14 protein-coding genes are annotated in these 20,199 nt (G+C 50.6%); 1 reads left to right on the top strand and 13 read right to left on the bottom strand.

Annotated features, from left to right (window positions below):
- Positions 1-13: 13 nt before the first annotated feature.
- From MUB23_RS07150 to MUB23_RS07125, 6 genes are all read right to left on the bottom strand, one after another.
- Positions 14-3,295: a response regulator gene (locus tag MUB23_RS07150; RefSeq protein WP_244799746.1), complete on the bottom strand. Its 3,282-nt coding sequence runs from the start codon at positions 3,293-3,295 to the stop codon at positions 14-16.
- Positions 3,296-3,387: 92 nt separating this feature from the next.
- Positions 3,388-4,329, bottom strand: a complete 942-nt coding sequence (locus MUB23_RS07145; protein WP_244799707.1) for an alpha/beta hydrolase — start codon at positions 4,327-4,329, stop codon at positions 3,388-3,390.
- A gap of 131 nt (positions 4,330-4,460) precedes the next feature.
- Positions 4,461-5,615, bottom strand: coding sequence for a TRAP transporter substrate-binding protein (locus tag MUB23_RS07140; protein WP_244799706.1), 1,155 nt, complete (start codon positions 5,613-5,615; stop codon positions 4,461-4,463).
- Between the two features lie 62 nt (positions 5,616-5,677).
- Positions 5,678-6,967, bottom strand: a complete 1,290-nt coding sequence (locus MUB23_RS07135) for a TRAP transporter large permease (RefSeq protein WP_244799705.1) — start codon at positions 6,965-6,967, stop codon at positions 5,678-5,680.
- Positions 6,964-7,485: a TRAP transporter small permease gene (locus MUB23_RS07130; RefSeq protein WP_244799704.1), complete on the bottom strand. Its 522-nt coding sequence runs from the start codon at positions 7,483-7,485 to the stop codon at positions 6,964-6,966. The genes MUB23_RS07135 and MUB23_RS07130 overlap by 4 nt, the downstream gene beginning before the upstream one ends.
- A gap of 326 nt (positions 7,486-7,811) precedes the next feature.
- Positions 7,812-9,758, bottom strand: coding sequence for an oxidoreductase (locus MUB23_RS07125; RefSeq protein ID WP_244799703.1), 1,947 nt, complete (start codon positions 9,756-9,758; stop codon positions 7,812-7,814).
- Between the two features lie 282 nt (positions 9,759-10,040).
- On the opposite strand from MUB23_RS07125, the gene MUB23_RS07120 reads away from it, so the two are divergent.
- Positions 10,041-10,751 carry a TetR/AcrR family transcriptional regulator gene (locus tag MUB23_RS07120; RefSeq protein ID WP_244799702.1) on the top strand — a complete coding sequence of 237 codons (711 nt, stop codon included), beginning with the start codon at positions 10,041-10,043 and terminating at the stop codon, positions 10,749-10,751.
- A gap of 117 nt (positions 10,752-10,868) precedes the next feature.
- Here MUB23_RS07120 and MUB23_RS19800 read toward each other — a convergent pair whose 3' ends face one another.
- The 7 genes from MUB23_RS19800 to mobQ all read right to left on the bottom strand — a co-directional run bounded on the left by MUB23_RS19800 (position 10,869) and on the right by mobQ (position 19,733).
- The gene (locus tag MUB23_RS19800; RefSeq protein ID WP_330641822.1) at positions 10,869-12,425 is read right to left on the bottom strand and encodes a recombinase family protein; all 1,557 of its coding nucleotides are present in this window, start codon (positions 12,423-12,425) and stop codon (positions 10,869-10,871) included.
- 15 nt (positions 12,426-12,440) lie between these two features.
- Positions 12,441-13,232 (bottom strand): class B sortase, encoded by a 792-nt coding sequence (locus MUB23_RS07110; RefSeq protein WP_244799701.1) that lies wholly within the window; start codon positions 13,230-13,232, stop codon positions 12,441-12,443.
- 69 nt (positions 13,233-13,301) lie between these two features.
- Positions 13,302-14,963 (bottom strand): DUF7601 domain-containing protein, encoded by a 1,662-nt coding sequence (locus MUB23_RS07105; protein ID WP_244799700.1) that lies wholly within the window; start codon positions 14,961-14,963, stop codon positions 13,302-13,304.
- Positions 14,964-15,007: 44 nt separating this feature from the next.
- On the bottom strand, positions 15,008-15,700 hold the full coding sequence (locus MUB23_RS07100) for a peptidoglycan recognition protein family protein (protein WP_244799699.1): 693 nt from the start codon (positions 15,698-15,700) through the stop codon (positions 15,008-15,010).
- A 16-nt stretch (positions 15,701-15,716) separates the two neighbouring features.
- The gene (locus MUB23_RS07095; protein ID WP_244799698.1) at positions 15,717-17,090 is read right to left on the bottom strand and encodes an O-antigen ligase family protein; all 1,374 of its coding nucleotides are present in this window, start codon (positions 17,088-17,090) and stop codon (positions 15,717-15,719) included.
- A 260-nt stretch (positions 17,091-17,350) separates the two neighbouring features.
- Complete coding sequence (locus tag MUB23_RS07090) at positions 17,351-17,968, bottom strand: recombinase family protein (RefSeq protein WP_244799697.1); 618 nt, start codon at positions 17,966-17,968, stop codon at positions 17,351-17,353.
- Positions 17,969-18,026: 58 nt separating this feature from the next.
- Positions 18,027-19,733: a MobQ family relaxase gene (gene mobQ, locus MUB23_RS07085; protein ID WP_244799696.1), complete on the bottom strand. Its 1,707-nt coding sequence runs from the start codon at positions 19,731-19,733 to the stop codon at positions 18,027-18,029.
- Between the last annotated feature and the right edge of the window lie 466 nt (positions 19,734-20,199).

Raw genomic sequence — 20,199 nt, 5'->3', positions numbered from 1 at the left:
CCCAAACACCGCCTTAGTCACTCCCGCCTGCAGAATCCCCCTTCATGTATTTCCTCAAAATCTGTTCCAGCAGGTCCACCTCAATCGGCTTAGCAAAATGGGCAGTCATTCCGGCATGAATCGCGTTCTGGACATCCTCCTCAAAAGCATCCGCCGTCATGGCAATGATCGGAACCGTCTCCGCATCCCTGCGTTTTAACCGCCGGATTTTTTTCGTAGCTTCATACCCATTCAGCTTTGGCATCTGGATGTCCATGAGTATAATATCATAATAGCCTTCCGCAGATCTGTCAACCCGGCGGACCGCTTCTTCCCCGTCGCAGGCTTCCTCCACCTGGATCCCCATCTCCTCGATCAAGGTCCGGGCAATCTCTCTGTTCATCTCATTGTCCTCCACGAGCAGGACTCTTCTTCCGGCGTAATCCGGGGCCGGGTCCAGCGAAGGCAGTTCCTCCGGTTCCCGTTCACCGCTCAGCTCGCGGAGCAGGTAGCTGACTTTGGAGCGATAGAACGGTTTGGATAAGAACGCTGTCACACCGGCTTTCCTGGCCTCGCTCTCAATCTCGGACCAATCGTAAGCCGTCAGCACAATCACAGGGAGGTCCGGCCCAACCTCTGCGCGGATCTTTCGCGCTACCTCCACCCCGTTCATTCCAGGCATCTTCCAGTCCACAATCACCAGCCGGAACGGATCAGCCGTATCCTTTTCCCGGATTACATACTCCACGGCCTTCGCCCCTTCCGTGACAAACTGCGCGCGAAGCCCCATCTCTTCCAGAAGTTCGCCGGCATTCTCACAGGTCTGAAGATCATCATCCACAATCAGGCTGCGGACATCCTTCCACTCTTCGATCTCCTCGTCCGGGGGGCTGTCTTGAAGTTTCAGCGGGAGAATCACCGTAAATGCCGAGCCTTCCCCTGGTTTGCTCTCCACCAGGATTTGGCCGTTCATCAGATCCACCACATTTTTTGTGATTGCCATTCCCAGGCCGGTCCCGGCAACCTTGCTGCTCGTGGAATCCCGCGCCCGCTCAAAAGGCTGAAACAGTTTTTCCAAAAATTCTTTGCTCATTCCGACGCCGGTATCCACGCAGCGGAAAAGATAACGCTGGTAGCCCCTCCGCGCGCTCTCTTCCTGGCTCGCCTCAATCCGGACCCATCCTCCCGGCTGCGTGTATTTTACGGCATTGCTGAAAATATTAATGCACACCTGGCGAACGCGCAGGGGATCCCCGATGACAGCCTCGTTTTTCAGCCGTTCCAGATGAACATCCATCTGAATCTGGTTTGCCTCCGCCTGCGGCCGCACCAACTCCACCGAATCGGCCAGCAATTCGGCAAAGTTAAAGGGTTCTTCCCGGATGGAAAGCTTTCCGCTTTCTATTTTCGACATATCCAGCACATCGTTGATCAGGCTGAGCAAATGATTGCTGGAGAGATGAATCTTTTTCAGACATTCCAGCACGCGGTCTCGCTCCTCCAGGTGTGCCGTCGCAATAGCCGTCATCCCCACGATCGCATTCATCGGCGTTCGGATATCGTGGCTCATATTGGACAGGAATTGGCTCTTCGCAACACTAGCCGCCTTGGCATTGTCCAGAGCGCTTTGAAGCGCCTCGCGCCGCTGCTCCTCCTCATGCCGCTGTTCATCGATGGGCCGGGAAATCAGAATCGCCAGCCTGTCTTTGGAATATGGATTATCCACAGAGATGATCTGCGTGGAAACCCAGTGGTATTCTCCGTCCGAGAATCTCTGCTTTGCCTCCAGGAAAATTTCTTCCTTTTTCTGTCCCAGGTCATTCCGCACAGAATCTGGCGCCAGACGGCGCCGGAACTCTTCTAAACTATCGGGGTGCACGGTGGGAAGCATGTCTTGAAACAGTTCCTCATAAGACTGCTGCCCGCCCAATTTCATTTTTAATCCGGGCTTGACATAAACAAAATGAAGCAGATCCTGCGTAAAATTCAGCCGGATAATGACGGGATATGCGTTGGAAATAGCCCCGACCAGCGTCAGCCGTTCCTGCAGTTTTTCCCTTTCCGCTGCTTCTTCCGCCAATTTCTCCTCGGTGACATCGTGGATCGCGGAGATCAGGATCGGATTTCCGTTTTGATCCAAGGTCTTTTCTACAATCCCGTCCGCCCAGAAAAAGCTTCCGCTCGCCTGCTGAAACCGGAACTCAAAAACATTTTTGTGTCCATTTTCCACTGTATCCTGAAAAAGCGCCTCAATCTCCCCGTAATCATCCGGGTGAATCACCTCTCTCAGTTCCAATCCGCCCGGCGACTGATCGGAAGTTCCTTTCGGGTAATCCAGCAGCCGAAGCCCCTCCTGGTTCAATTGAAGGATCCGATGCGGAACTTCGACGGATATTAACGCAATTCCCTCCGGTACCGCATTGTACAAGTGCTCGATATACACCGCCTGATTTCTCAGCTTTTTATTGGTCTGCCAGGCATGCCGCAGGTAGAAGGCCGCCAGGATGGCGATCCCCAGGATGATACACCCGATTAAAACAAACGAACGCATCAAAATTTCATTGGTCTGAGCGTTCACTACATCCTGTGGGATGATCGAAATCAGCAGCCAATCCGACTGCAGCTTTAGAGGGGTGTAACAAAAAACCGTCTGTTCTCCCTGATAGTTGAAAACCGCCCAGCCGGTGTCCGACTCCCCCAAAGATTGAGCGAACTGGTTCAGGCTGGCCGGATCATTCTGTGATTCCGGCAGCATGTCAAATAAGTTCTGTACGGTTTTATTGCTCTTAGGGTGAGGGGAACGGATCAGGACATCCCCGGTCTGATTGATCACATAGGAAAAACCGGCGTCCTGATAGAAGGATAAGGTGAAGGTGTCCACAATATCGCCCACTTCATATTCCTTCACGAGAAAACCGGACGTTCCGTCCTGCATCGTCGCCTTCACAAACAAATTAAAAACATTTACGCCGGTCGCACTGCTGATATGCGGATCAATCATCCCGTTTTGATCCTCATTCCCTGCCAGCGCCTCCCGGACCCTTTCATCCATCGGGGAAGCCTCCGGGATACTGGTCCCGTCCGGCAAATACAAGCTGGTTTCCTCTTCCAACTGCCCATAGCTGGAAAGAAACGCCTCCAGCTCCTCTTTCTGTCCAGCCGTGAATTTTTTCAAATCCTTCGACATAACGCCCAGAGACTCAAAATCATCCCGCAGTTGGATTTGAAGGGTATTACAGCCCTGCTGCGTGCTTTCCAGAATTGTCTGGACCGATTGCTCCCACAGTTGCTTCTGCACGTCCTGGATAATGGAAATATTCCAACAGACAAACCAAAACTATACGGTTGTTAAGATGCGGTTAAACAGTTTAAATATTGTTAACGAGAAACCGGATCCTGCCGATATTTTTACAGCATTCCAAATTCCCGGCGGAAGGAGGCGCATACTCCGTCATGAACCCAGCGGGTCAGCGGATGATCCACCACACAGAATCCATGGCCGACGCGGGGAGCCAGATTCAGTTCGCAGGGAACGCCTGCCTGCAGAAGGCGGGCGGCAAACTCCAATCCCTCATCGCGGAGCGGATCGTATTCCGCAATCACCAGATAAATCGGGCAGAGGCCGTCCAGGTCCTCACAGTATCCGGGCATTGCGTAGTAGGAAGGATTCCCGCCGTTCATGCCGCCCATGTACATGTGCTCCACGGAGTCCTTCTTGTCTCCCTCTTTGCGCAGGGCAAACTTCTCATTCTGGAAGGTGGAGGTATAAACCTTTCCGGTTACAGCCGGGCAGTTCATGACGGCAAGCGAAATCTCCGGGCCGCCGTGGTCGCGGACATAAAGCGCCAGGCCGCCGACCAGATTTCCTCCGGCACTGGTTCCGTGCAAGCCGATTTTCTCCGGATCCGCGCCCAGCTCTGCGGCATGGTCGTGAACCCAGCAGAGGGCGGTATAGCAGTCCAGCAAAGGCGCTGGGAAGTGAACCTCTTTGTTGGTCAGACGGTACTCCACGCCGACTACGATGCAGGGTGTGTGCTCGGCCAAATAGATGCAGCGGTAATTATCGATATCCAAATTTCCGGCCACCCAGCCGCCGCCGTGGATCTCCAGAACAACCGGAGCCTTCTCCGGAAGACCGGCAGGCGTGTACACGCGGATGCGCAGTTCCGTACCCTCTTCGGTTCCGGGAATCATCCGGTCTTCCATGGTCATGCCTTCCGGAAGCGTATATCCTTTGATATACTTCTGCTGCGCTTCGTTTGCTTTGTCCTGTTCCTCTTTGGTTCCATGGGCCAGAATATCGTAGAGATTCAGATGATATTCAAAACCGGGATACGCTTTTCTTTCCATGATACGGATATCCTCCTTTTTTACACTCCATGCCGGCTTTTCGGCATGATGTTCCCTCTATATGGTAGGTAAATGGATGGGAGGCTCTGTCTATGCAGAGCCCCCCGGAATGTTGATGGGATAGAATGAAGTTACTGAACTCCGCCGGCCTTCAGATAGGCCTCGGCCAAATCAGCGCCGATATCGGTCTTAATCGTCTCCCACACGGGCTTAGCCGCTTCCTGCATAGCCTTAAAGAGATCGTCGGTAAACTCCAGCGTGGTGATGCCGTCGCCGATGGCGTCATAAGCATTCTGATCGATCTGAGCAGTCGCCTCATAAACCTGTTTCATAAACTCTTCGGAGAACTGGTTTAGAATCTGCTGGTACTCAGCGGGCAGGCTGTCATAGGTTTCCTTGTTGATCGCGATCACGCTGATAAACGGGAATGCGGTAACCGGCATGTAATAATCCTGTACCTCATAGAACTTGCTGGCGTAGACGGCCGTAATCGGGTTGTCCTGCGCCTGAACCAGTCCCTGCTGCAGGGCCATGTACAGATCGCTGAATGCCAGAGGGGTAGGCTTTGCGCCCAGGTTCTCCCAGAACGCAGTGTGATACTTATTCTCCATGACGCGGATGGTCATGCCCTGGAAATCTTCCGGCTTTTCAATCTTTACATTGGTAGACAGGCCGCGGAAGTTGGTAAAGCCAAGACCCAGCAGCTGCATCTGCTTGTCGTTAAAAATCGACTGGAACGTATCCTTGAACGCCTTCACTCCTTCATAGGCAGATTCGGCGCTGTCAAATACAGCGGGCATATCGAACACTGCAATTTCCGGCATATAGGAAAGCAGAGGGGAAGTCGCCATGGAGATCATGCCGATGCTTCCGGCCATGCAGCTCTCCGCCAGCTCGCCGTCGCCGCCCAGAACGCCGTCCCAGGACAGTTTGATCGTCAGCTTGCCGCCGGTCTTTTCCTTGACTTCGTCGGCCAGAGCCTGCTGAATTCCATACATCTCGTTGGTGGAAGATGCGGAAGATGCGATTACGATTTCTACCGGATCCAGATTGCTGGCGTCAATCGCCTCAATTCCGGAGCCTGTGCTGCCGGCAGCCGTGGTTCCCTCTGCCGCAGTGGTGCCTTCCGCAGCCGTGGTTCCTTCCGCAGCCGTCGTCGCAGCAGCCGTAGTGGAGCCTGCCGTGGTGGCAGCCGCCGTCGTAGAATCATTTCCGGAGCCGCAGGCAGCCATGGACAGGACCATTGCCATCGAAAGCGCTCCTACTAAAATTTTCTTTGCTTTCATTTTTTCCTCCTAAATTGTGAATATATTGGTGCCGGCCTTCGGCCGGAAATACCATCGTTTTTTTAACCAACCAGAACCAGGCTGATCGCAGGGATAAAGGTAATTAACAGCAGCGCGATGCAGTAAGTTCCAATCAGGGGCAGGGCCCTCTTTCCTATTGTCATCGCGTCTGCCTGCACCATTGGCGCGGCCACAAACAAGTTCATGCCGAAAGGCGGGGTAACGAATCCGGCTGCCAGGTTGACGGTCATGATGATTCCCAGATGAATCGGGTCCACACCCAGTTTCGTGGCAAACGGCAGCAGCATCGGAGCTAAGATCATGATGGCAGGGCCTACATCCAATACCATGCCCATCAGGAACAGGATCAGGTTCAGCAGCAGCAAGAACACGACTTTACTGCTGATGGTGGCGGACAGGAAGTTGGCCAGGGACTGGGGAGCATCCACCAGAACCAGGATCTTCATGAACGCCTGGGCCAGAGCCAGCATCATGCCCAGAGGAGCATAAGTTTTTACGCCCTCCTGGAAGAAGGTCAAAAGGTCGCGGAAACGAACGCTTTTATAAATGAACAAACAAACGATAATCGCGTAGAACACGGATATGCAGGCAGCTTCGGTGGGCGTCACGATACCGGAATAAATACCGCCCAGGATGATGACCGGAGTCAGCAGAGCCCAGAAACCGTCTTTAATTACATGAAGAATTCCTTTGGAGCGAAGCTCATTGTAATGCGACTCGATTCTCTGCCGGTCCTCGCCCTTTCTCGCACAGTAGAACACGGTGTAGATCATCAGGGTCAGGGCGATCAGGCAGCCCGGAAGGATTCCGGCGGTAAACAGGTCGCCCACCGAAGTGTTGGTAACCAGGCCGTAAGCGATAAACGGGATACTCGGCGGGATGATAACGCCCAGACCGCCTGCGGTGGCTACCAGAGCAGCCGAGAAGGTCTTCTCATATCCGAGATCCGTCAGGAACGGAATACACATTGCGCCGACCGCCGCACAGGTGGCGGGACCGGAACCGGAAATCGCACCGTAGAACAGGCAGGTAACGATAACCGCGCAAGGCATACCGCCGCGAAGCTTTCCAATAAATACGGCAAATACATCAAACAGTTTTTTTGACAGTCCGCCGGTGGCCATAATGGCGCCGGACAGCATAAACAGCGGAATTGCCAGAATCGAGGTTGTATCCACGCCCTTGATCATACTGCGGACTACAAACTGCAAGTCTCCCTGGAAGTTCGGATCCAGCAGAGCCGGGAAGATCGTGCCGAAGCCCATGGCCATGGCAATCGGGATACCCAGCACCAGGCAGAGGAAGAATACACCAAAAATTATTCCGATCATGCGTTTTCTCCTCCTTCGATTGTTTTCTTATCTCCTTTTTTCAGTTCCATTAAGGTTAAAATTACGCTCTGGATTCCGCGGATGATTCCGGAAAAGAATCCCAGCGGAGCGGAAAGATACAAGAGCCAGGTCGGCATCTGCATTGCCGGGCTTAACTGGCCAATCTTCAATGCGTTCTGCATCACTTCCCAGGAAGGAAGGAACATAATACAGCAGAAGGCCACTGCCAAAATCTTTCCTACGATGTCCAGAACAGCCGTTACCGGACGAGGGAACAGTTTAATGACAACATCGACCCGCAGCATACTTCCTTTGCGGATACAGTAACCGGTTGCCAGCATTGCCGACCATACAAAGCAGTAGCGGCAGAACTCTTCCGGCCAGGGCAGCGGATTCTTAAACGCATACCGGACGATGACTTGGAACATCATGATACAGGCGATCAATATTAGGAAGATAACCAGGATGGCCTCCTCCAGGTACCGATCCAGCCATTTGAGAAACTTCGGTACTTTCACTTCAATTCTCCTCCTCATTTCCTTATTATTGTTAACAAGGTGCATTCCTGGGGGAATCTGAATGGATCCGATTCATATTTTCCCCCTATGAGATGATAGCCACAGAATAGCATAAAGGGGAAAACTCGTATAGATGGGAAAATTTCGACAGACAAACCGGGATTGTACATATGTGAAGATTTGGTTAACGATTTTAAATTTTGTTAAAGAAAGGGTAAAAAATAGCTGCGAAGCAGATATTTTTGTCCGTCCTTTTTATGGCGCGACGTAGGAGCGCAGTAAAAAGAACGGCAGGAATGCTTTTCCTTCCTGCCGCTCTCCCCTATTTACAGTCCAAACGCCACATCATACCCCAGACGGACCGCCTCCGTCATCGTGGCAGGCTTATTGCAGTCCCCAATCTTCCGAAACTCCATGGCACACTCCCGGAAGGCTTCCACCGCCTCCTCGTCGGCCCGCATCCCGACCGCCAGAAGTACCGTGTCCGCCGGACAAAGGGTTTTCTCCCCCTCTGCGTTTTCCACCCATACCCCCTCCTCTGTAATGGAAACACACCGGTGGTTCAGAATGACCTTGGGCGCTCCCGGTTTTTGATATTCTTTATTCACGGCCATATAGTGCAGATACGGCGCGCCGAGGCATAGCTTATCCCGCATCTCCACCACGGTCACCGCGTGGCCCTTGGAGCTTAAATGCAGTCCTTCTTCTGCTCCCAAAGGCCCCCCTCCGATGATCACCACATGTTCCCCGATTTTCACTTGATCCGCCTGGTCCACCGTATACACGTGGGGCAGATCCACACCGGGGAACGGCGGACGGATCGGCCCGGCTCCCACCGCTGCGATAATAACGTCGGGATGAAGCTCTTTCGCCATCTCAGGGGTCACTTTCGTATTCATCCTCAGATCGATATCCCGCTGTTTCACCCAGCGGATCTGCCGGTCAATATACCGGCGGTATTCTTCTTTAAAGGGCGCTTTCGCAATGACATTCACCAGGCCTCCCAGGCGGTCCGATTTTTCGCACAAAATCACTTCGTGCCCCCGGTCCGCCGCCGTGATCGCCGCCTGCATCCCGCCGGGGCCTCCGCCGATAATCAAAACTTTCTTCCGGGAACCGGGCTTAATGATGTTCTTCTGCCACTCCCTTCCGATTTCTGGATTCACGGAGCAGCGGCGCAGATGGGCGTGGAACGGGACATATTCCGCCGGGCCGTAGGCGCCGGGAATGCAAGTCCCGCAGCGAAGGCAAGGGGCCACATCCTCCTCATGGCCATGATATACCTTGCTGACCCACTCCGGATCCGCCAGGAAAGCCCGGCCGGCCGCCACCATATCCACCATGCCGTCTGCAATCGCCTGGTCCGCCTGCTTCAGATCGCTGATCCGTCCAACCGTGACCACCGGTGTTTTGACCGCTTCTTTGATTTTTGCCGCCAAGGGAAGGTTACAGCCCCGCTCCGCAAACATGCTGGGGAATAAAAGGCCGCAGCTGGGATCCCAGAACGACGAGGAGGTAATGTGAATCAGATCCACTTTCCCGTCCAGCATCCGGGCAAACTCTACGGCCTCCTCCGGTTCAAAGCCGCCTTCCATGTGATCGTCAGCGGAAAAGCGGTATTCCACCGGCAGGCGGGGGCAGCGCTTTTTGATGGCATCCACAATCATCAAAGGAAAGCGGGCGCGGTTTTCCAGGCTACCGCCGTACTGATCTTTCCTGTGATTATACAAAGGAGACATAAACTGGCTCAGCAGCCAGCCGTGGGCGCCGTGGATCTGAACCATATCGTGCCCTCCATACTGAGCCATAGCAGCAGCCCTCGCGTAGGCTTCCACAATCTGAAACATAATATCCTCCGGCATCTCTGTCGTCATAATGCCGTAGGGATTCTTCATCGCGCTGGGGGCGTACAGCTTACCGTCCGGAGCTACCGCCAAGGTGTTCCATCCGCCGTGATGAACCATGGACACGGAAGAAATCGCTCCGTAGCGGTGAACCGCCTCGCTCTCCTTCATAATATCCTGAAGTGCCAGCGCCGTGTCGCTGAAGGTCGGTCCGCTGCTGTCATCCGAGAGTTTTGTGACCGCGGTCTCCTCGTGGACGATCAGACCGGCTCCGCTTTTCGCCCGCAGCTCATAGGATATCATATTCTCCATGGAAGCAAACTCCGGGGAGTCGTTGGGGATAGCGATCGGGGAAGATTCGATGCGGTTTTTGATGACCACATTTCCAATTTTGATCGGGCTGAACAAATGGGGATATTGACTGTGCATAAAAAGATTCCTCCTTACTTTTCCAATGTGTTTACCGGGAATACAAACCACATCCAAAGGCCGGCGGATATCCGGCTTTTGGAAATGCGCAGGAAAAAGACCTGTCGGCTAAGGCTTAGCAAAGAGGATTTACTGAACGCGTTCTATTAGAACTGAATATGTTTAGTCGCTTATTGTTATTTTACCGCGGGAGCAGAATCATGTCAATGCTTCCGCCATATTTACTTTTTTTTATTTTTATGTTAGGATTTAATAGACAAAATACAATCACGGAGGGTTCTAATGACAAAGCAACCGCGCGAAGAAGCCATATTGGAGAAGGAATTTGACAAACCCTCCCAACAGCTCCTCCACACTTCCGCCAGCCGCAGGGACGCCATCATGCGCGCCTCCATTCATCTGTTCCTGGAACAGGGCTACTCAAACACGACGGTACGCCAGATTGCCCAGGCCACGGATACCAGCCCCAGTTTAATTATCTATCACTTTGGCTCCAAACAGGCGATTGCCCAGGCCTTCCTAAAAGCCAAAATGCAGGAACTCCGCAGCGAACTGCTGCAACTGGTGGACATCCGTACGGAACCGGAACTATTCTGCTGCACCTTTGTCCGCCTGTTTCAGACTATCATGTCTTCCCCGGCGCTGTGCCGTTTTTACCATGATATGATTGAGGAAGGGCTGTTTCGGGAATTCTTCTTTTCCAGCAACGACGGGATTAATGCCAGCATGCTGATTCTTTCCAAGCGCAATGTGAAACTTCCTCCGGACATTGCCAACTTCTACACCCATTATATTATTCCCAGTGTGGAGATGGCCCTGTGGCTCTCCGCGGATACCGGAGTACCCGGCGATGAAAAACTGGACATCCCCTTCCGCGCTCTCATGGGACTGATCTGCGTTCCCACCGAAGAGGTAGACGCCACCTGCGCCCACGGACGAGAGATTGTCCGCCGCCTGCTGGAAGAAAAACCGGAGCTGGCCTCCTACGACTAGCAGGACTTGGATCAATCCATATGAGAGGAACAAAAAAGGAACCGCCGAAGGTGCCTCCCGATAAGAAAACATCATGGGGCAAGAGAGAACGGTATAGCTTCGGCTATGCCGTTTTTCTCATTCTTGCCTTGATGAAGTGACTTTGGATACTTCCAGGGCTCCAATGCCCTTATAGTAGATGTCAATTTCCTGGGTGCGGTTCTTGCCCTTCGGATCGCTGGCTGCATGAACAACAATCTTCTCGATAAATTCATGCAAGATACATGGGGTCAATTCGGGGATTTCCGTATACCGTTCTACAACGGAGAGAAACCTTTCCACATTGGCGCTTTTGCGTTCGTCTACCTCGATTTCATCCCGAAGGGCAATCGCTACATCTTGAAGCTGATGCTGCTCTTTCTCATAGTCGGTAGAGAGCTTTTGAAAACGCTCGTCAGAAAGTTTTCCCGAAATGGTATCTTCATAGAGCCGCTTGAAAATGGTGTCCAGTTCTGCGATCCGCTTTTCAGCATCAGCTAATGTTTTCTTCCGCTTTGACAAACCTCGGTTACGTTGGCGCATATCCGCATCCATAACCATCTTTACAAAATCGTCTTTGCGCTGTGATGCAAAGGAAACGATCTCACGCAGATTTTGCAGAACCAATTCCTCCAGGATAACAGTTCGTATGGAATGTGTCTGCCCGCATACGTCACGGCTTTTCCGATAGCCCGAACACAGGTAATATTCCTGATCGCGCCGGAAATTGGTTGCCCTGCATTGATACATGATGGAGCCGCAGTCGGCGCAGAACATCATGCCGGAGAACATCCCCATTTCTCCCATCTTTGTGGGTCGGCGCCGCGTCTGCCTTGCAAGCCTTGCTGCATCGGCAATCGCCTCCGTCCAGATGGCTTCATGGGTATTCTCAAAAATCTTCCACTCGGTTTCTGGATTGAGAAGGGTCTTTTTGCTCTTGTAGGATTTTTTGCGGGTTTTGAAATTAACCGTGTGCCCCAGGTATTCACGCCAGCGATCCATGATGTCGGCAATCGTAGAAGAATCCCAAGCGTAAGGAGAACCTTTCTTTGTGACATTGGTTGTCCTGCCTTTACTCGCATAGTAAGCAGCCGGAGTAAGGATTTTTCTTTCCGTCAGTTTTCTTGCGATCTGCGAGGGTCCCAAACCGTCCATGATATAGAGACCAATTTCATAAACTACCTGGGCGGCTTCTTCATCCTTCACCCATTGCTTTTTGTCATCAGACGATTTTATGTATCCATACGGAGGCAAGACAGTCAAATGTTCCCCTGCATTGCCTTTCACTTTCATAACGGCACGGATTTTTTTGCTGGTGTCTTTGGCGTACCATTCATTGATGATATTGCGGAAGGGCGTAAACTCGTTGTCGCCCTGGGTACTGTCTACACCATCATTCACCGCAATAAAGTGAATATCATGTTCGGGAAACATGATCTCCGTATACATGCCGACTTGCAGATAATCACGTCCGAAACGCGACATATCCTTAATGATAACACGCTTGACAAGACCTGCCTCAATATCTGCAATCATCTGCTGAAAGCCTGGGCGGTTGAAGGTCGTACCTGAGATGCCGTCATCAACATAGAATTTGAAATTGCTATATCCATGCTCACGGGCATACTTTTCCAGGATTTTTTTCTGAGATGAGATTTGTCAAGGGTATTTTCACCCAAGTTGCGGTGATTCTTCTTTTCGTGCAACTACAACAAACCGCCCGTTTTTTGTGTGGTAGCTGCAAGTAGACAGGGTCAGCAGTTCATCTCCGTATACAGCAATGACCCCCGTGTCGTACAGAGCGGCCTTCTGTACCTGATCCACATAGTCCTCAAAAACGGAAGCATCGCTCACATCCGTATATTGATAGTAGCGGAATACGCCTTCGGCATCCTGCGGATAGGTTTCTGAATAAAAGGCAGCCAGTACCTTGTATTCTCCGGAGGCAGCAAGGGTATCAAATCGAATGATGGGGTGTTCCTCCCAGTACGCCCGGTCGGCATAGGAGAGAAGCGTGGCAAACATAGAGCCGTTTTTCATGTTGTGCCCGTATATGAGGTAGTTGCCACAGCCCTCATAGCAGGAGGCCGACAGGAAAGGAACACCGCTCTGGGAATCCTTTCCGTCAAAGTCCCGCCGTAGATAGTATTCCCCGTTCTTCGGCGTGTGCATAACCGGATAGTCCAGCTCCGTTCCCTCTATACAAATCCAGCCCCAAAAATCTTGGTTTATCTCTTTCAACGCAGCATAAGGAGAGGAGGCATCGTCGGTTTCCGGTGGCTCCTGCGTCTGTGATGGGTCAAAAGCCAAAAAGGGCTGTTTTACGATTTCTTTCAGTTGCTCAAAGTTATCCTGCTCTCGGTGAGCCTGCGATATGATCCCATAAACCATATATGCGGAGACGAAGAACAAGACACTGAACACAAGGAGCAATATAGAACGCAGTTTGTTTTTTCTTTTCATGGCGCTTCCCTTTCACAAGAAAAGCGGCGAGACAGGTGTCTTTCATACCCCGTCTCGCCGCCAGTTTCATTATCTCTTACAGTGTTTGCCTTTATATTTACGTTTGCTCCCCAGCAATGTAATAATTGTACCCATGCCGGAAATTCCTAAAAGCACCAACCACAGAGTCAAATTTGTTTCATCCCCTGTCTTGGGAACATCATCAGTTGGCTTATCCGGATCGGTGGGGTCATCCGGATCGGTGCGGTCATCCGGATCGGTGGGGTCGCCCGGATCGGTGCGGTCATCCGGATCGGTGCGGTCATCCGGATCGGTGGGGTCGCCCGGATCGGTGGGGTCGCCCGGATCAGTGGGTTTATCATCGTTTGTTATAGTAAATATCATCCCGTTCTGATCTACTTTCGCTGTGAAACCGTCCGGCACATTCACTTCGTCCACTGTCCAAGTATACCCATCGCTGAGTCCAGTCCAAGTGAATGTCCAGTTATTTCGGTCGCTTAGTTCGACTTTCTCATATTCTTTGCCATCTCTCAACAGGACAACCGTTACAGAATCCGTCGCCTTGCCCCCATCATCCAGTATCCACTCTTTTTTCACTGTGAGGCTGGAATCATCAGGATCCGGGTCAATCGGCGTTACATCCTTGGTGTTTGTAAACACTGCTGTAGATGTACCATCTTTTGCAATCGTTCCCATATCGCCAGTCTTGGTTGTCACATAGCCGTCATCAGAATAATCATCCTCAGCCACCGTGTAGGTGATACCAGCCGGAAGCCCAGTCGCCGTCTTGCTCTCGCCGTGCTTCAGGGTGAAGGTTGCCACACCATCGGTAAAGGTCATATCCCCGAAGGTGCCGTTGATGCTCGTGTCGCTGAGGCGCACGGTGAAGTTGAAGGCCTTCTGCTGATCGCCAGCGTTGCCTGCTACGGTTTTGGAGACAGTCAGGCTGCCAAATTCATCTTTCGTATTGGTAAACGCCGCGGTCGATATCACATCTTTCTCAATCGTTCCGGTATCTCCTGTTTTGGCTGTCGCATAGCCGTCCTGATCCGCTTCCGTCTCCGTTACTTCATATGTAACCCCCGCCGGAAGTCCTGCTGCGGTCTTACTCTCACCATGTTTCAATGCGAAGGTCGCCGCACCATCCGTAAATTCCATATCTCCATACGTTCCACTGATCGTCTGATCGCTCAGTGTTACCGTGAAATGGAACGCCTTATCTTTATCTCCCGCGTTTCCTGCCACCGTTTTTGATACAGTCAAACTGCCAGTTGCCTTTACCTGTTCTAGTTTGTTCTTCAGCGTTACTATGACCTTGTTATCCTCGACACTCTCCGTTACTGTTACTCCATCAAGCTTATAACCGTCAACGTTCAGCTCTTTCAAGGTCCCCTCGTAATACCCGTATGAGGTTTTACCATAAAGTGATGGAACGGTATAAGTCCAGTTCTCACTTGCTTTCAGCGTAATAGGTACATTAGGCTTATCATGCTTACTGTCTAATGTATCTGCCAAGTCAACTGTGAAGGTAATTTCATTTGGACGCTTGCTTTCATCACCGTCATCCTCCCATACTTTCTGAAAGATCAGGTCACACCCCTTCCACCCCACATAAGTGTCATTCGCACCGGCGGCTTCTGCAATTACGTTGTGCCCAAACAAAACCATACCCGCCAGGCAAAGCATCAGGAATACGATGCAATAAGAAATATGTTTTTTTGCTGTTTCCATAAATATTCTATCCTTTCTGATGTTTTTTCATAGAAAAATCACTTCTAAAAATCATCTAAATTTTTGTTGACTGCATCGGCGATCTCGGACATTCTGCTTTCCAGCCAGGGACCGGGGCACTCTGTGTCGTTCCGGAACATGCTGTGAATGGTCAAATTACCGCCGGCGTCGCCTGTATAAACCAACTCCTCTATGCCATTGCGCCTGCATATATCTGTACACAATTCAATGAGCGTTTCATAAGCTTCATCGCTGACCCGCCAGTCGCCCCCTATAGCTTCATTGGCAACCTCAATGGTCACTGCCATATTGTCATTTTCAGCGCTGGAACTGGCCCATGACCGATTTTCTTCCTCCACATAGAGAGCCACATTGCCGTGGCTGTCGATCCCATAATTGGAAGAAGCGTTCCGATCCCTTTTACCGAAAGAGTCTCCCAATTCTTCCAAGGTAAGATTCGCCGCCATGTGGTGAATGGTGATCTTTTTGATTTCCGTTTCTCTGGGGAAGCTCGCATTGGGAGAAAGGTGCACATAGGCAGTAAGAGGGCTGTTTCTTGCGATAACTTCCTCCATTTCAGTTTCGGTCAACTGTTTGCCCACATAGAGCGGAAGCCTTCTCCACGTCTGATAGCCTCCCGTCAGAGTGACAGCGGATAAGACAAAAAAAAGCACGAGAAGTACGGCTGCGATGTTGGGAGGAGAATTTCCTTTTGTGTGGTTCTTTTGCGTATTCAAGAATATGCTCACCTCCTCATTGCAGACATTGCAGTGTGTTCCATGCAAACAATACGGAAAACACGCTGAAAATGCACTTCACAACGGCTCCGCCAAGCAGGCGGGTCTTCCCTTCATCCTGTGCCGAGATCATAATCATAAACGGTACAGTTGCGATGTAAAAGAAGCTGGTGTCCATCAGGTTGTGGGCAAGAACGGCGAAAAACGCACCCCGCTGTGCCTTATCTTCTTTCTTGCAAAGATGACGGACCATAGCGACGATCAGCATCGCTAAAGCCGGCAGCCCCAATTCCACTCCCACATGGACAAAAACATTGTGAATGTGCCAGGTATTAAAGTATGGGTCTGTATCCAGCATGTTCAGCCAGCGCCACTGATAAGGACCCACGCCCAAAAAGGGACTTTCACAAATATATCCCAAACCATTTTTTATCATGGCCAGGCGCTCTAAGAAAGTCGCAGCGGCGTTTGGCCTTAGAAAAACCAGTATGCCCGCCCCGCAGACCCCTGCCAGACAAATCAATCCTCTGAGCCATTTGCGCTTCGCCAAATACCCTTTGAACATCTCCCCGTACCATGCGCTAATCAAAATATAACCGCAAATAATAAGGCAGAGCCATGGCCAATCCGTGTAATCTCCGGCTACATAAAGGAGAATGCCGCAGCCTCCGGCAAAAATAATCTCCGACCCTCTGCAAATCAAAGCCGAAACCCGTTCTTTTCCATGAATATGCATTGCAATGACCCCAACGCCCAGCGCCCCAAACGCTCCTATGGACAGCGTCAGCGCCAGCGCCGCCAGTGTAATAAATTCCACCCCATGAAAAAGTCTTTTTAGAAGGGGATTTTTTCCTTCCAGTTCGAAAAGACAGCTTTGTAGCGCAAACCAGCCAAGAACCAGCATCATGCCCATGGCGTTTGGATTTCCCATGAAGCCAGAAAGCCTTGAGGCGGTTCCGGAAAATGCCGCCAGTGTAAACTGACCGAGCCCTATGGCGGCCATCACGCCAACCCATATTGCACACAGTCTTTTCAGAAGCATCCGCTCCCTGCCATCAAGATATGCCGCCAGCAGATAGACTATCGGAAAGACCGACTGGGTAGAAGCCAATCCTTCCAGTGTGTTTCCGAAAACTCTGTATCCGGAGAGAAAACTGATTATATTATAGAAGATCAACGGCAGAAGAACCCACAGATCCACTTTTACAGAGGTCTGTAAAAGCCCCACGATACACAGGAGCAGTCCCACAAGCGATACGATGATAAAGCTTCCCGCACCAACAAAAGTGAATATGAAGAACGCAAGAAACAACATCATAACAATGTGAAAATTCTTGAAATCGCCTGGCGGCGCTTTTATGCCTTTATGGAAAAACTTATTTTTCTTCATTGTTCTATTGTTTTATCCCCCTTCTGATTGTACGCAGTGAGAAAGTGTCTAACAGCGATATTCTACATTGGGACTATAATCAAAAGGTGTACTTTTTGACAGCCTTTCTCATTTCAAGTTATACAACAAAACAGCCTGAAATTCAAGAGCATTTGAGGATTTTGAGTGTGTATCAGAGGAGTTTTTCTTGCCTCTGAAGTGCAGGAATTCTGTCGGAGGGCTACTGTCAAAAGGTACACCTTTTGACAGCTTTATTACTGTTATCGCTTCAGTTTTTCGCCTTTGAGAAGCCCATATTCCCGCAATTTGCGGTAAAACGTGGCTTCGCTCATATTGCATTGATTAAGGACTTCTTCAAAAGGAAGTCTTTTTTGTTCCCATGCGTGGACGATTTTTGCAAAATTTTCAGGCACTTTCTTTTCAGGTCTGCCAAACTTTACCCCTCTTGCTTTCGCTTCGGCAATTCCCTCGGCCTGCCGTTTCTTAATGTTTTCACGCTCGCTCTGTGCTACAAAGGATAGGATTTGCAGCACAAGATCAGCGATAAAAGTTCCCATTAGGTCTTTACCGTTTCGAGTATCCAAAAGCGGCATATCCAACACACAAATATCAATGCCGATTTCTTTCGTGAGAATACGCCATTGTTTCTGAATTTCCTCATAATTACGTCCCAGTCGGTCAATGCTTAAAATATACAGCAAATCCCCGGCTTTTAACTTTTTTACCAGCTTCTTATAATTAGGACGGTCAAAATCCTTGCCGGACTGCTTGTCCATAAAAATGTTTTTTGCAGGTACAGCTGCCTCCCGCAGGGCAATCATCTGCCGTTCTTCATTCTGGTCAGTGCTGGATACCCTTACATATCCGTATATATTCATATTTTTGTTTCCTCCATTTTTCAAAATCATTATAAAAAAAGCGAGCAGGAACAGCTATTTACCGTTCCTGCTCATGGTGTTTGGGCTTTCTTTGTTGATCTGTTTTTTGTCGCCGCTGCTGTTTCTGACGCAGGCGTTCACGAAGAGAGCGGGCTTCTACTTCTTCATTCAGCAATGCGCCTACCTCCCGCCTGCTGTCAAACATCATCAGCAGATTATATTTATCGCCATAGGCTTCCTGCACACGCTGTATGGAATTTCGTTCATGGCCGGAGCGTATCGCCAGCCTTGCTTCATACAGCTTCGCAGGGTCAAACTCTGCCGCCTGCTCTTGAAACCCGGCATACTGTTTGAGGGCATCGTCCAGTTCTACGGTATACCTTGCTTCGCTTGTTTCCAACTTTTTCAAACCAGTCTCCAATGTGCGGATTTCCTTACGGAAACTGTCGGCAGTAGCATCCTCTGGAAATTGCATCTGCTGAAGCAGAACAGCTTTTTCAGAACGCAGTTCTTCCAAATCCTCTGTCAGCTCGGCAATCCGTCTGGCAAAGTCACGATGCTTCAGGACATGAATAATCGGCGTTTTCTTTTTCTCCGTCAGTGCTATTTTTCGCTCCTTGGACTTCGCCTTAATCTTATCTGCAAGGACAATATATTCATTCATATCTTCACGATACAGATTCAGAGATTGCTTAATGCGGTGTTTGCCACTGCTAATATGCAAAAGTTGGTATTTGAAAATTATCATGTTGCTCCGCAACCTTTCCATTGCATCTGCGATAGCGGGCAGCGTGTTCTTGACCGCCTGCATCAGTTTTTTGACCGTTATCGTCAATTCACGAAGCAGGGCGTTGTCAACCTTGATTTGACGGTTGATTTCACACCTGTCGGATATAATACCTTTTTTCTCCAGCGCACGAGCAACTGCACCCTCGTGAATGGTTGGCTGCTCGTCCAGACCTCGCTCCGCATGGCCTCGGTGGTCAATGCGGGCATCGTGACCGTACTGCTGCAAATAGCGATTTGTTACTTCTGCCCACGCCTTGCGCCATTGTACAAGCTGTTCCTCACTGTTCCAGCGCTCGGTGATGGGATTCTGCCTACCGAACTTAGTGCTTTTGGGATATTTATTCACACGCTCATAGCCTTGTGCTTCGGCGGCAGAGGGTGTCATATAACCCTTTTTCTTGCCAATTTTATACTGATATTGTTTCTGCCATCCGTCAGCCTGTGCCGCTTTGAACTCGGCGGCAGTAAAGCCCCGTTCCTGGCCATCCTTGATGCAGAGATATTCTTTCTCAGTCTTATACTGCCATTTGCCGTTTTCGTCTAACGGGCGCACAGTCAGCATAATATGAGCATGGGGATTGTGACCGGGCGGGTCTGGATCATGAATCGCCACATCTGCGCACATCCCCTCGGTGACAAAATGCTCGTTGATGAAATCAGAGAGAAGCTCTTGCCATTGTTCTTTGGTTAGCTCAACAGGAAGTGCCGGAACAAACTCACGGGCAAGGCGGCTGTCTTTCGTTTTTTCATTTTCTTCAACGGCATTCCACAGGGCGGCTCTGTCTTGCCACTCTGCAGGAGCATATTCAGGCAGAAATACCTCTCTCCATACAAGTCCTTTCTTTCGGGTGTAGTCGTGCCGCACTCCATCGTAATCGTTCAGAATATTGGAGCAACTCAGATATGCAGAAGCCGCAACAGCAGATCGTCCTGCACCTCGGCTGATAATCTTTGCTTCCAAGTGATAAATAGCCATTCGTTTTCATCGTCCTTTCATTTTTATTTTTTCTGTTTCTCTTTTTAAAGAGAAAATGGGTGTGTCGTGTTATTCGGCACACACATAACTGAGATAAATCTGCCAGTGGCAGGTTTTCGCAGGCAGACGGCGGGATGGGGCGGCAATATGCCGCCACATCGTTTTGCTGACAGATCAAAATATAGAGCTGACTGCACAGGCGATGTCCGCTTGCGGCATTGCCTGCCCCCTCTGGAGAACTGTCTGGAAGACAGTTCGTGAGGAGCGCATGAGCCTGACCAACGGGAGGGATACCACCGCCTGCTTTGCAGGTGGTGAGTAAGTGCGCCCTATCCGAGTTCTGGGATAGGGCGCATTATCCCAGATATTCAATTATCCGAGGAAATTCTTAAAAAGCACCATCCGTAAAGGCTTTCAAGAAGATTTCCTCGGATAATATTTTACCTACATGGTACAGTTAAAGCCA

Origin of the sequence: Cuneatibacter sp. NSJ-177 (assembly GCF_022867805.1) — a bacterium.
Classification (GTDB): domain Bacteria; phylum Bacillota; class Clostridia; order Lachnospirales; family Lachnospiraceae; genus Pseudolachnospira.
Note: the sequence above shows the minus strand (reverse complement) of the source record. Positions and strands in the feature narration are given on the sequence as shown.